Here is a 13,286-nt window from a genome sequence, read left to right as displayed (position 1 = left end):
TCCCTTCCCACACCGTTGTGCCCACCGATCCCGCGCGTGCCGCGGGAGACGGCACCCACCGTCGGGCACCGACCGTCCCATCTTATCCGACGACGCCGTTTCAGCAGGTAGGTGACCACTCATAGGCCTGCATTAATCCACCTGTCGACCGCGCCTGCTACACGATCGAGCAGCCGGTGCACCGCGCCAGCACGCGGATCACGGGCACCCGAACGTCCCTCACCCGCCTGCCGGGTCGCACCGGCGAGATTCTCATCCATCTTTCATCTTGTCAGGACAAAGATGGTCTGATACCTTCCTGTGACGTCATTAACGACGGGTGTCTCCCGGGTCTTCCGGACGCACCTCCACACACGCAGCAGCCGACAGTGTTGTCGGAAAGGACCGTTATGACTGATAAGAGAATACTGGGCATCGGAGTGATCTCCCTGGGATGGATGGGACGACTCCACTCCCGCAGCTACCGTGCCATCGCCGAGCGCTTCCCCGAGCTGGGAGTGGTTCCGCGCCTGGTCGCAGCCGCCGATCCCGTGGACGAGGTACGACGGGAGGCGGTGGACAACCTGGGCTTCGAGCGCGCCTACGCCGACTACCACGAGCTGCTGGCCGACCCCGAGGTGGAGGCCGTCTCCATCTGCGCCCCCAACTTCCTGCACCACGAGATGGCCCTGGCCGCTATCGAGGCCGGCAAGCCCTTCTGGATCGAGAAGCCCATGGGGGTCAGCGCCGAGCAGTCCCGCGAGATCGCCCAGGCCGCCGAGAAGGCGGGGCTGGTCACCGCCGTCGGCTTCAACTACCGCCACACCCCGGCGATCGAGTACCTGCGCTCCCTGGTGCGCGGGGGCGATCTCGGCCGTATCACCAACGTGCGCGTCTGGTTCATCGCCGACTACAACTCCTCCCCCCTGGGCCCCCTGACCTGGCGGGCCTCGAAGGAGAAGGCCGGGGCCGGCGTCGTGCCCGACCTCATGAGCCACGGAGCGGACCTGGCCCAGTACATCGTGGGGCGCATCGCCTCGGTCACCGCCGTCACCGACACCTTCATCACCGAGCGCCCCATCCCCACCAAGATGGGTATCGGCCACTCCGGCTTCGAGATCGGTGACGAGGTGGGCCCGGTGGAGAACGAGGACTACGTCTCCATGCTGGTGCGCTTCGAGGACGGCACCGTGGGAACCATGGAGTCCTCCCGCGTCAGCGTGGGACCGCGCGCCGAGTACGTCGTCGAGGTCTACGGCACGAAGGGCTCGGCCCGCTGGAACTTCGAGCGCCTCAACGAGCTTCAGATCTGCCCCGTGCTCGACGGCGGCGCCTCCCACGGCTACACCCGCGCCATGGCCGGGCCCCAGTGGGGTCAGTGGCAGCGCTTCCAGCCGGCCATCGGCACCTCCATGGGCTTCGACGACATGAAGGCCATCGAGGCCGCGCAGTTCATCGAGTCGATCATCAGCGGCGAGCAGATCGCACCCTCGGCCGCAGACGCCTGGTGCGCCGCGGAGGTCGACGAGGCCGTCGTCGCCTCGGCCGCCGACGGCCAGTGGCACGAGGTGCCCCGCGTCGAGGGCAAGACCACCTTCGACGCCTGAGACCGGCCCGTCCAGGCCTCCCCGTACATCAACACATCATCATCAATCACCACAACCCTGCGGCACCGTCGCCGCAGACCTGAGAGGAGACCCCCTATGTCACAGGGAGTCACGACGTCCCTGCGCGGACTGACCAGGGAAGAGCTCAACAAGGCGGTGGCCAAGACCCCGGCCTCGGGCAAGCACCGCGGTGTCGTCGCCATCGCGGCCGTCGCCACGCTCGGCTCACTGCTCTTCGGCTACGACACCGGCGTCATCTCCGGCGCCCTGCCGTACATGTACATGCCCTTCGCCGCCAAAGGGCTCCAGCTGACCTCCTTCGAGGAGGGCGCCATCGGCGGCACCCTCCTGGTCGGGGCGGCCCTGGGCGCCCTGCTCGGCGGTCTCATGTCGGACCGCTGGGGCCGGCGCCACAACATCACGGTCCTGGCCGCCCTGTTCTTCATCGGCGCGATCGGAACCACCGTCGCCCCCAACGTGTGGGTCATGTACCCCTTCCGCGTCGTCCTGGGCTTCGCCGTTGGCGCCGCCTCCGCGACCGTCCCCGTCTACCTGGCGGAGACGGCGCCCAAGCGCATCCGCGGCTCCATCGTGGCCATCGACCAGCTCATGATCGTCACCGGTCAGCTGCTCGCCTTCTCGATGAACGCCATCATCAACTCCATGCAGGGCGGCCCGAAGATCACCATCGCCAACGACCCCAGCGGGCGCTTCTCCCCGGGCACCTACGTCTTCGACGAGATCACCAAGCTGCAGGCCTCCAAGGGCGGCCCCATGAGTGGAGCCGAGTACCACGCCTTCCTCGACCAGCTGAGCATCAGCGCCGGTAACGGCGAGGCCTGGCGCTACATGCTCGTCCTGTGCTCCATCCCGGCCGTGGCCCTGTGGATCGGCATTCGCCTCATGCCCGAGTCCTCGCGCTGGTACCTGGCCAAGGAGCGCCTCTACGACGCCATCGGGTCCCTCAAGCGCGTGCGCGTGCCGGAGAAGGACGGCCCCATCGAGGACGAGATCATGGAGATGGTCGAGGCCCGCCAACACGAGAAGGAGGAGGAGTCCCAGCGCAAGGGCCTCAGTCACGTCATGGCCACGCCCTGGCTGCGTAAGCTGCTGCTGGTCGGCATCTTCCTGGCCGTCATCAACCAGACCACCGGCGTCAACACCGTCATGTACTACGCTCCGAAGGTCCTGGAGTACGCCGGCATGTCCACCTCGGCCTCCATCACCGCCCAGGTGGCCAACGGCGTCATGTCGGTGATCGGCTCGGCCATCGGCATCTGGCTCATCCTGAAGTTCCGCCGTCGCCAGGTCCTCATCGGCGATGTCATCGGCGTGGGCATCACCCTCCTGGGGATCGCCGCGACCTTCCAGTTCTTCATCGCCCCGCACATGGCCAACCACACCACCCCGCCCGCCTGGGCCGCCTACCTCATCCTGGGCCTCATGGCCGTCTTCATGCTCATCGTGCAGTCCTCCAACGGCACGATCGTATGGACGATGATGGGCGAGATCTTCCCGGCCAACGTCCGCGGCATCATGAACGGCACCGCGATCTTCTGCATGTGGACCGCCAACGCGATCATCACCTGGACCTTCCCGCCCATGATGGAGACCCTGGGCGGCGGCATCACCTACACCATCTACGGCGTGCTCAACCTGGTCGTCGCCGTCGTGCTGTTCAGGATCATGCCGGAGACCAAGGACAAGTCCCTGGAGGAGATCGAGGTCGAGATGGAGAGGCTCTACTCCTGACACCACCCCGGGGACGCGCGCTCCCGGGAGGACACCTCAGAGGCTTGTCAGGACAAAGTCCTGTTGCTAGGTTCGTCGTACGGGCCCACCGCCCGGCACCGACGCCGGCACCCGCCTTCCGGGAGCGCCCCGTCCACGGCCAAGGAGCCGACGGCGCACCAGCCACCGGCTCACGACTCACCACTGATTCAGCACTGACCCAGCACCGACTCAGCACCAACTTACTGACCACCACCACACCAGCTAGACACGGAGCAACGATGTCCTTCTCGCTCGACCCCGCAACCGCAATCTCCGACCCCCACGGCATCTCCTGGGGCATGCACCCGATCACCTGGCGCAATGACGACATCCCCGAGGTCGGCGCCTTCAACACCCTTGAGGACATGCTCCTCGACCTGGCCGACACCGGCTTCGCCGGCACCGAGTGCGCCGGCTTCTTCCCGCCCAAGGAGGAGGTCAAGGCCGCCGCCGACGCCCGCGGCATCAAGATCGTCGCCCAGTGGTACTCCTCCTTCATCCTGCGCGACGGCGTCGAGGCCGTCATCCCCGACTTCGAGGCCACCTGCGCCTACCTGGAGTACCTGGGCGCCACCCGCGTCGTCGTCTCCGAGCAGACCGGCTCGGTCCAGGGCATCCGCGACGTCTGCATCTTCACCAACAAGCCGGTGCTCACCGAGGAGCAGTGGCCCGTCCTGGCCGAGGGGCTCAACCGTCTGGGCGACGTCGCCCACGCCCACGGCCTGGAGCTCGTCTACCACCACCACCTGGGCACGGTCATCCAGACCAAGGACGAGACCATCCGCCTCATGGAGCTGACCGACCCGGCCAAGGTCTCCCTCCTGTTCGACACCGGCCACGCCTACGTGGGCGACGGCGACGTCATGGGCCTGCTGGAGGCCACCATCGACCGCGTCAAGCACGTCCACTTCAAGGACGTGCGCCCCGAGAAGATGGAGGAGTCCCGGGCCGCCGAGCGCTCCTTCCTCGACTCCTTCCTGGCGGGCATGTTCACCGTCCCCGGTGACGGCACGATCGACTTCACGGTGCCCTACACGTTCCTCGTGGACCACGGCTACCGCGACTGGATCCTGGTGGAGGCCGAGCAGGACCCGGCCATCGCCAACCCCCTGGAGTACGCCCGCAAGGCGCGCGCCTACCTCGAGGGCACGCTCTTCAAGGCCTGAGACGTCACGGGGCCGCCCCGGCCTCCCCCTCCGGGCCGGCCCCACCGGCTGACGCCTCACCCCGACGCTCCCGACCGCCACCGGTCGGGAGCGTCGTCGTCGCCTGAGAGCCTGCCGGCATCAGCCAGGACCGACCCCGATGGGGCACCCGAAGGCACCAAGGCTTACTCATTGGAGTGTCCGCTGCATGGTTGCCGTATTCCTCGGCCTGCGGTGAGCGAGCCAGTCCTTCGGTGTCCACAGAAATGACATTGGAAGGATCCCGGCGCACGAGGGGCGGGAAGATCGTTGGAATCGCGCCGATCCGCCGGATCGAATCTGTGGGCCGGGAGCCCAATGTCATTCCTGTGGACACCCCGGCGACGTGACGCGGGCTTCCTGGCGATCCGAGGCCGCCGAGCCCTTGTCCCAGTGCCGTATCCATGGCTCTCCGGTTCGAGCCTTCGAGGTACGGCCCCGACGACCTTTCAGCCAGCGCAGCGAATAAACCTCACCGACAAAATATGGACCCGGGAGAAGATCCGACCTTATGAGACCTATTGACAGGACATAGTTCACGCGCGTGAACTAGTAGTGCGTAATGCCGCGCGCTCCACCCGCCCGTCACCGCTGACGGGCGCGATCAGAAGGACCTGTCATGACTTCACCACCCACCACCTCACCTGCAGACCTCCCCAGAGAGCAGATCGACTCCCTTGTCTCCGCCACCCCTCCATCCGGAAAACGCCGCTCCGTCGGATTCGTGGCACTTATCGCCACGCTCGGCTCCCTGCTCTTCGGCTACGACACCGGCGTCATCTCCGGCGCCCTGCCCTACATGTACATGCCCACCGCCGCCGGGGGCCTCCATCTCAACTCCTTCGAGGAGGGGTTGATCGGTGGCATCCTCCTGCTCGGTTGCGCCTGCGGTGCGTTCTTCGGTGGCCGCCTGTCCGACCAGTACGGACGACGCCACAACATCCTGCTTCTGGCCGGAGTCTTCTTCGTCGGCGCCCTCGCCTGCACCTTCTCCCCCAATATCTGGATCCTCTACCCGGCTCGCTTCATCCTCGGCCTGGCCGTGGGCGGCGCCTCGGCCACCGTGCCGGTCTACCTCGCCGAGACCGCACCCAAGTCGATCCGCGGAACCCTCGTGGGCATTGACCAGCTCATGATCGTCACCGGCCAGTTCCTGGCCTTCGCCATGAACGCCGGTATCGCTCGCATCACCGGAGGCCCCGACGCCACCGTCACCTCCGTCGATCCCGGGACGACCGTCACGATCAACGGCGCCAGGACCGCCGTCGAGGTCGGGCAGACCTACAGCTGGGATGTCCTGAAATCGGTGTCCGACGCCGTGACCGTCGACGGCGGTAACGGCGCGACCTGGCGCTGGATGCTGGTGCTGTGCTCGATTCCCGCCATCGCCCTGTGGCTGGGGATGCGCATGATGCCGGAGTCCTCGCGCTGGCACGCCACCCACCGTCGTTACGTTGAGGCCATCGCCGAGCTCAAGCGGGTCCGTAAGGAGGACGACGACATCGCCGGAGAGATCGACGAGATGATCGAGATCCACCGTCGGGAGGCGAGTCAGGAGCACTGGGGCCTGCTGCGCTGTTTCGCCACCCGTTGGACGAGAAAACTGCTGATCATCGGGGTGCTGGTCGGGATCTTCAACCAGACCACAGGCGTCAACACGATGATGAACTACGCGCCCAAGGTGCTCCAGAACGCGGGATTCGGAACCGAGGCTGCGATCACCCTCAATGTGCTCACGGGCGTCGCGTCGGTCATCGGCTCCTCTCTGGGACTGTGGTTCCTGCTGCGGTTCTCACGTCGTAAGGTGCTCATCGGCGGCACGATCGGCCTGACAGTCATGCTCTGGGTCATGACCGCCGTCTTCCTGTTCGGCATCAACCCCCACCTCGACGACAAGGGCAACGTCATGGCCTCCATGCCCGCGCTCGTGCCATACCTGGTGGTCGTCGTCATCGTGGTCTACATGCTCTTCATGCAGGGAGGAAACGCCCCGGGGACCTGGGTCATCATGTCCGAGCTCTTCCCCTCGCGCATGCGAGGCGCTGCGATGGGCTTCGCCGTTCTGTGTCTGTGGGTCGTCAACGCCATCATCACTTTCGTCTTCCCTCCGATGATGGAGCACCTGGGGCCGGTCATCACCTATCTCATCTTCGCGGTCGTCAACGTCATCGCGGTCATCTACATGATCCGCACCGTCCCAGAGACCAAGGACAAGTCCTTGGAAGAGCTGGAGGAGGAGTTCCAACAGCGTTACGCCTGATGCCCGGGCCCTCTTCGTGACGCTGCAGACCCTCGACGACGTGCGGGGCTCCCGGCCTGAGCCGGCCGGGAGCCCCGCACGCGGGTGCGTAACACGCGGACCGGTCGCCGGGAGAGCTCTTGGCATACTCAGCCGAGTAGCCTGAGTCCTCATAAGCATTCACTCGGACAGAAGACACTGCGAGGACATCCGTGAGCACCAACGGTCACGCCGCCACCCAGAGCGACATCGCGCGCGCCGCCGGGGTCTCGCGCAGCCTGGTCTCGCTGGCCCTGAGCGGCTCGCCCAAGGTGGCCGCGGACACTCGCAGACGGATCCAGGAGGTGGCGGCCTCCCTGGGCTACCGGGTCAACGTCTCGGCCTCCTCGCTCGCCCGGAAGCGCTCGACCATCATCGGCCTGGTCCTGCCCAACCTGCGCAACGCCTTCTTCGAGCAGATCGCGGCCTGTCTGGGCCGGGCGACCGCCCGGCGCGGACTCACCCTGTTCGTCACGGTCGGCTCCGACCAGCCGGAGGTCCTGCACCAGGCCATCGAGAGCCTGCTCGGAGTGCGGGTCGCAGGCATCGTCTTCGTCTCGCCCTGGCTGCCCGGTGAGGACCTGCTGGCCATCGGTGAGGAGGTGCCCGTATGCGTCATCGGACGCCGCAGCCCCGGCGGGAGGGTCGACTCGGTACGGGTCGATGAGGAGGCCGCCGCCCGTCTCGTCGTCGACCACCTGGCGGCCTTGAGCATGCGCACCATCTGCTACATCGGCCCCCGCATGACCGACGAGGCCTCCCGTCACAACCGCGAGCGCTCGCTCGCCCGGGCGGCCGAGGCGGCCGGTCTGGACTTCGAGGTGCGCGACTGCGGTGAGGACGCGGGCCCCGCCACCCGGGCGGCCCTGAACGAGCACCCCGAGGCGCTCGGCCTGGTCATCCACAACGACGTCCTGGCCATCGACGCCGTCCCCGTGCTGCGTGAGAGCCGCCGGACCCTGGGCGACGACGTCGCCCTGACCTCCTACGACAACACCTACCTGGCCCTGCGCGAGGAGTTCTCGCTGACCAGCGTCGACCAGCCCGAGGACCTGCTGGGCGAGCGGGCGGTGGACCTGCTGTGCCGGCGCGCGGGGCTCAGTCCCGACGACGCGCAAGAGACCGATAGCGGGACCGGGGCCCGCAGCGTGGTCCTGGCCCCTGAGCTCGTCACCCGTACCTCGTCCCTGGGACGCTGAGGCGCCCCAGGGACGAGATCACGCAGCCGGCTCAGACCGAGAGGGTCCGAAGGGGGCCGGCGGGTCACTGCGGCGCCGTCAGCGCCGCCATGGTGACGTAGTTGTAGGGCTTGTTGAAGTGCGGCAGGAAGAAGATGTCCAGCAGGGCGAGCTTGTCGATGGTCAGCCTCTCCTGAATGGCCAGGGAGAAGACGTGGATCATCATCGAGATGTCCTCCTGGGAGGCGATCTGACAGCCCAGGATGACGCGGCTGGTGCGGTCGAAGATGATCTTGATACTCACCGGGTGGTTCGGGGTCCGCATGAACTCGGGCCGCTGGAGGTCGGTGAACTCGGTGACCACCGGGTCGTAGCCGAACTCGCGGGCCTTGGCCGAGGTCAGGCCGGTGGAGACCATCTTGAGGTCGTAGACGCACACGCCGTTGGAGCCTTGGACGCCGGCGGACTCGATCGCGGTGCCGCAGGCGTTGTGAGCGGCCACCACGCCTGAGCGCACGGCGTTGGTGGCCAGGGCGATGTAGTTCGGGGCGTCGGCGGCGTTGTCGTGGACGGTGGCGCAGTCACCGATGGCGTAGACGTCCTCGCGGCTGGTGCGCTGGTGGAGATCGACGAGGTAGGCGCCGTTGTCGAAGAGCTCGAGCTCACCGCGTCCCAGCTCGTTGTTGGGACGGAAGCCCACGGAGACGACGACCATGTCGACGTCGAGGCTCTCCTTGTCGGTGACCAGGCGCTCGACGCGGCCGTCCCCCTCGACGGCGACCACCTTCTGCCCCAGGGCCAGCCGGATGCCGTGCTCGGTGAGGGTCTGGCTCATTCGCTCACCGAAGTCGGGGTCGTAGTAGCCCTCCAGGGGCACCTCGGCGACGTCGACGAGCGTGACCTCGCGGCCCAGGCGCTCGAAGGCCTCGGCGAGCTCGACACCGATGTACCCGGCGCCGATGACGGCGATGCGCCTGATCGACTCGTCCTGGAGCTTGTCCACCACCTCGGCGGCGTTCTGGTAGAGCTTGATGAACTGGACGTTGTCCAGGGTGGCCTGGAACTCCCGGGTGCCCTCGGCCAGCTCGATGCCCGCGACCGGCGGGACGATCGGGGAGGATCCGGTGGCCAGGATGAGCTTGTCGTAGCTCTCGGTGCGGGCCGCGCCGTCGACGACGACGTGGACCTCCTTGGCGTCGAAGTCGACGGACTCGACGACGGTGTTCATGTGGACGGTGGCACCGGCGGCCTCGAGCTGAGCCTTGTCGGAGTAGAACAGGCCCTCCGACCCGGCGATCTGCTGGCCGACCCACAGGGCGATGCCGCAGCCGAGGAAGGAGATGTTCGAGTTCTGGTCGAAGACCACGACCTCGTTGTCCGTCCCGTAGCTGCCCAGGATGGTGTTCACACAGGCGGTGCCGGCGTGGTTGGCGCCGATGACGACGATCTTGCTCATGGTCAGGGTCCTTACGTCGGGGAGCGCGGGAGGCCACCGGGTCAGTAGTCCCCACCAGCTCCGGTTTATATAGATCCTACATAGATCACACGTTAATAACGGCGAAACCCCCATGAAGACATAGGACACAAGTCCCCGTCGACTCGCACCTCCCTGGAGATACCTCAGCACCATCCCACCCCCGGCTCGCGACGCCCCGCAGAGCGCCCAGACGGGGACCACGGTCCCAGCCTCGTCGCTCCCCCGGCAGGACGACCGCCTTTGTCATGACGAAGTTCTCAGAACCGGTTGACACCACCACATCCGGACACCAGACTGAAGCCATGAGTTCACGCGCGTGAATTCATGTCAGCACACGACTCCATCAGTCACCACGCTCGTCAATGAGGACACCTGAGGCAACCATGAGCAACACCCCCCTGTCAGTCGCCGTCATCGGTGCCGGTATGGCCGGCACCACCCACGCCAACGCCTGGCGCCAGGTCGGAACCGTCTTCGACCTGGGCCTGCCACCGGTCCGCCTGCACACCATCGCCGACGCCTACCTCCCCTTCGCCGAGGACGCCGCCCAGCGCTACGGCTACGAGCGCGCCGTGGACGACTGGCGAGTCGTGGCCGAGGACCCGGACATCGACATCGTCTCCATCGTGGTGGGCAACGCCCTGCACCGCGAGATCGCCGAGGCCCTCATCAGGGCCGGCAAGCACGTCCTGTGCGAGAAGCCCCTGGCGGACACCCTGGAGTCCGCCCGCGCCATGGCCCAGGCCGAGAAGGAGGCCGGTGTCGTCACCGCCGTCGGCTTCACCTACCGCCGCAACGCCGCCGTGGCCGAGCTCGCCAAACTCGTCGCCGAGGGCCACCTGGGCGAGATCAACCACTTCGACGGCCGTTACTGGTGCGACTACGGCGTCGACCCGGCCACCCCCATGGCCTGGCGCTACAAGGGCCCCATGGGCTCAGGCGCGCTGGGCGACGTCGGCAGCCACCTCATCGACACCGCCGAGGTCATCTGCGGCCCCATCGTCTCGGTCTCGGGCGCCGCCATGATGACCTCCATCAAGGAGCGCCCCGTGGCCACCGGCCACGTCACCCGCGGCACCGCCCTGGACACGGAGAACGCCACCTACGAGCCGGTGGAGAACGACGACGTCGCCACCTTCACCGCGCACTTCGCCAACGGCGCCGTGGGCACCTTCTCCTGCTCGCGCGTGGCCTGGGGGCTGCCCAACTCCCTCATGGTCGACGTGCTGGGCACCAAGGGACGCGTCTCCTGGGACCTGGCCCGCTGCGGTGAGATCAAGATCGACGACGTCAACTCCCCCGCCGGCCTGGGCGGAGCCCGCCGCGTCCTGGTCAATCCCGACTTCCCCTACTTCGCGCAAGGCTCCTCCATGGCCTTCGGCGGGGTCGGGCTGACCCAGATCGAGCAGTTCACCTACCAGGCCCACGCCTTCCTCCAGCAGGTCGCCGGCCTCACCCCCGAGCAGGGCGCCCTGCCCCGCTGCGCCAGCTTCGCCGACGGCTACCGGGAGATGCTGCTGGCCGACGCCGTGGCCCGTTCGGCCGCCGCCGGGGGCGCCGCCGTCGACGTCGCGGACCCGCCCGAGCTCGCGAGCCTGTGAGGCGCCTCCACCAGCCGACCTGTTGAGCCGGCGCATCCGGACAGACAGCAAGCAGCCACACCAAGACACAGACACTCAGACACGCAAGGAGACCACTCATGCCACTGACCTACGGCGCCTACACCGCCTGCCTCCAGGACCGTTCCCTGCCCGAGGCCCTCGACGTCCTCAAGGACGCGGGCCTGAGTGGGGCGGAGGTCAACGTCGGAGGATTCATCCCCTCCCCGCACTGCCCCGTCGACGCCCTCCTGGCCTCATCCACCGCCCGCGACGAGTACCTGGGCCTGTTCAAGGACAAGGGAATGAGGCTGTCCGGCCTCAACACCTCGGGCAACCCCACCTCGCCGCTGCCCAACGAGGGGCTCAAGCACGCCGAGGACATTCGCAACGCCATCCGCCTGGCCGGCCTGCTGGGTGTGGGCGAGATCGTCACCATGTCCGGCACCCCGGGCACCGACCCGAGCGCGAAGTACCCCACCTGGGTCGTCAACCCGTGGAACGGGATCGACATGGAGATCCTGGACTACCAGTGGAGCGTCGTCGTGCCCTTCTTCAAGGAGATCGACGCCCTGGCCCGCGACAACGACGTCCAGGTCTGCCTGGAGCTGCACCCGCGCAACCTGGTCTTCAACGTCCCCGCCTTCGAGCGGCTCGTCGAGGAGACCGGCGCGACCAACATCAAGGTCAACATGGATCCCTCCCACCTGTTCTGGCAGCAGATGGACCCGATCGCGGCCACCAAGCGCCTGGGCTCCCTCGTGGGGCACGTCCACGCCAAGGACACGAGGATCTTCCCCGGCGCCGCCTACCGCGGGGTCCTGGACACCGACTTCGGCCGCGTGCCCGCTGAGGCCGAGGGCAAGGTTCCGGTGGCCTACGGCTACTGGTGCAACTCCTGGCCCGAGGACCCGGCCTGGCGATTCGTCGCCTTCGGCCTGGGACACGACACCGACTACTGGGCCGAGTTCCTGACCGCCATCGCCGAGGTCGACCCGGAGATGAATGTCAACATCGAGCACGAGGACGCCGAGTACGGCAACGTCGAGGGGCTCCAGATCTCCGCGCGCAACCTGCTGGAGGCCGCCGCCAGGCTCTGAGCGGCTGACGCTACTGACGGCCACGCGCACTCAGCTCACCGACGGCGAGGACCCGCCCACCGGTCCTCGCCGTCGGCGCGCGTCCGTTAGACTGAGTAAAAGTCAGGACAAAGTCTGCGCTTCCGCTCCGTACCGACGCCACCTTCGCAACTCCTTCTCAACTCCTTCTCAACGCTGAGAGGCCGGCCCGTGCTCCCCACCTTGACCGCAACCGCCTGGATCCTGCTCATGGTCGTGGCGGCCCTGTGCGGCATCGCCAAGACCGCCCTGCCCGGGGCGGCCACCATCGCCGTGGCCCTGTGCACCGCAGTACTGCCGGCCAAGGAGTCCACCGGCGCCATCCTGCTCATGCTCATGACCGGCGACCTGCTGGCCGTGTGGAGCTACCGCCGCGACGCCGACTTCCACATGCTGCGCAGGCTGGTCCCCGCGGTCCTGACCGGGGTCGGCGCCGGCGCGCTGTTCCTGCACCTGGCCTCCAACGACTCCACCCGTCGCCTCATCGGCGTCATCCTGCTGCTCCTGGTCGCCATCACCCTCCTCCAGCGCCGCTCGGCCGGCAGGAGCAGGACCGAGGACGCCACTGGGGAACGACAGCGCACCTCAACCGATCCGACGCCGCGAGCGAGTGGGGCACCAGGGGCGCCCGGGGCACCCGTCACCCCCGCGGCCGGCAGCCGCCTCGCCCGACTGGTCTACGGCGGCCTGGCCGGCTTCACCACGATGGTCGCCAACGCCGGCGGCCCGGTGACCTCCATGTACTTCCTGGCCTGCCGCTACCCCGTCAAGGCCTTCCTGGGCACGACCGCCTGGTTCTTCTTCCTGGTCAACCTCGTCAAGCTGCCCTTCTCCGTCTCAGCCGGTCTGGTCAATGCCACGATGCTGTCGCTGGCCGCCGTCGCCGCACCGGTCGTCATCGTCTCGGCCCTGGCCGGCCGCCGACTCGCCGAGCACATGGATCAGCGGGTCTTCGAGCCGATCATCGTCGCACTGACCATCGTCTCCGCACTGCCCCTGCTGCGCTAGAGCGGATCGTGACGGAGGCCAGGCAGGCGGACTCTATTTCTCCGGCGCACAAAACAGGTACCCACCAGCGAGTATTTCCCTCAAGA

At 67.4% G+C, this 13,286-nt stretch carries 9 protein-coding genes; 8 read left to right on the top strand and 1 reads right to left on the bottom strand.

What is annotated here, in order from left to right; all coding sequences use genetic code 11:
• Positions 1 to 389 precede the first annotated feature (389 nt).
• From HCR68_RS07580 to HCR68_RS07560, 5 genes are all read left to right on the top strand, one after another.
• Complete coding sequence (locus HCR68_RS07580) at positions 390 to 1,586, top strand: Gfo/Idh/MocA family oxidoreductase (protein WP_167148255.1); 1,197 nt, start codon at positions 390 to 392, stop codon at positions 1,584 to 1,586.
• Between the two features lie 96 nt (positions 1,587 to 1,682).
• The gene (locus HCR68_RS07575) at positions 1,683 to 3,338 is read left to right on the top strand and encodes an MFS transporter (RefSeq protein ID WP_167148253.1); all 1,656 of its coding nucleotides are present in this window, start codon (positions 1,683 to 1,685) and stop codon (positions 3,336 to 3,338) included.
• Between the two features lie 260 nt (positions 3,339 to 3,598).
• On the top strand, positions 3,599 to 4,525 hold the full coding sequence (iolE, locus tag HCR68_RS07570; RefSeq protein WP_167148251.1) for a myo-inosose-2 dehydratase: 927 nt from the start codon (positions 3,599 to 3,601) through the stop codon (positions 4,523 to 4,525).
• A gap of 637 nt (positions 4,526 to 5,162) precedes the next feature.
• The gene (locus HCR68_RS07565; protein ID WP_167148249.1) at positions 5,163 to 6,803 is read left to right on the top strand and encodes an MFS transporter; all 1,641 of its coding nucleotides are present in this window, start codon (positions 5,163 to 5,165) and stop codon (positions 6,801 to 6,803) included.
• A gap of 191 nt (positions 6,804 to 6,994) precedes the next feature.
• On the top strand, positions 6,995 to 8,020 hold the full coding sequence (locus tag HCR68_RS07560; protein ID WP_167148247.1) for a LacI family DNA-binding transcriptional regulator: 1,026 nt from the start codon (positions 6,995 to 6,997) through the stop codon (positions 8,018 to 8,020).
• 64 nt (positions 8,021 to 8,084) lie between these two features.
• Here the strand turns inward: HCR68_RS07560 and HCR68_RS07555 are convergent, their stop codons facing one another.
• Positions 8,085 to 9,455: an FAD-dependent oxidoreductase gene (locus tag HCR68_RS07555; protein ID WP_167148245.1), complete on the bottom strand. Its 1,371-nt coding sequence runs from the start codon at positions 9,453 to 9,455 to the stop codon at positions 8,085 to 8,087.
• A 404-nt stretch (positions 9,456 to 9,859) separates the two neighbouring features.
• On the opposite strand from HCR68_RS07555, the gene HCR68_RS07550 reads away from it, so the two are divergent.
• From HCR68_RS07550 to HCR68_RS07540, 3 genes are all read left to right on the top strand, one after another.
• Positions 9,860 to 11,077, top strand: coding sequence for a Gfo/Idh/MocA family oxidoreductase (locus HCR68_RS07550; RefSeq protein ID WP_167148243.1), 1,218 nt, complete (start codon positions 9,860 to 9,862; stop codon positions 11,075 to 11,077).
• Positions 11,078 to 11,175: 98 nt separating this feature from the next.
• Positions 11,176 to 12,174, top strand: a complete 999-nt coding sequence (locus HCR68_RS07545; RefSeq protein WP_167148241.1) for a sugar phosphate isomerase/epimerase — start codon at positions 11,176 to 11,178, stop codon at positions 12,172 to 12,174.
• Positions 12,175 to 12,363: 189 nt separating this feature from the next.
• Positions 12,364 to 13,200, top strand: a complete 837-nt coding sequence (locus HCR68_RS07540; protein WP_167148239.1) for a sulfite exporter TauE/SafE family protein — start codon at positions 12,364 to 12,366, stop codon at positions 13,198 to 13,200.
• Positions 13,201 to 13,286: the final 86 nt, after the last annotated feature.

Source organism: Actinomyces sp. ZJ308, assembly GCF_011752065.1.
Lineage (GTDB): Bacteria > Actinomycetota > Actinomycetes > Actinomycetales > Actinomycetaceae > Actinomyces.
Note: the sequence above shows the minus strand (reverse complement) of the source record. Positions and strands in the feature narration are given on the sequence as shown.

Excerpts from the sequence above, each read along its gene's own strand:
- HCR68_RS07580 (WP_167148255.1), top strand. The coding sequence starts at position 390 with ATGACTGATAAGAGAATACTGGGCATCGGAGTGATCTCCCTGGGATGG.
- HCR68_RS07545 (WP_167148241.1), top strand. The coding sequence starts at position 11,176 with ATGCCACTGACCTACGGCGCCTACACCGCCTGCCTCCAGGACCGTTCC.
- iolE (WP_167148251.1), top strand. The coding sequence starts at position 3,599 with ATGTCCTTCTCGCTCGACCCCGCAACCGCAATCTCCGACCCCCACGGC.
- HCR68_RS07565 (WP_167148249.1), top strand. The coding sequence starts at position 5,163 with ATGACTTCACCACCCACCACCTCACCTGCAGACCTCCCCAGAGAGCAG.
- HCR68_RS07550 (WP_167148243.1), top strand. The coding sequence starts at position 9,860 with ATGAGCAACACCCCCCTGTCAGTCGCCGTCATCGGTGCCGGTATGGCC.
- HCR68_RS07575 (WP_167148253.1), top strand. The coding sequence starts at position 1,683 with ATGTCACAGGGAGTCACGACGTCCCTGCGCGGACTGACCAGGGAAGAG.
- HCR68_RS07555 (WP_167148245.1), bottom strand. The coding sequence starts at position 9,455 with ATGAGCAAGATCGTCGTCATCGGCGCCAACCACGCCGGCACCGCCTGT.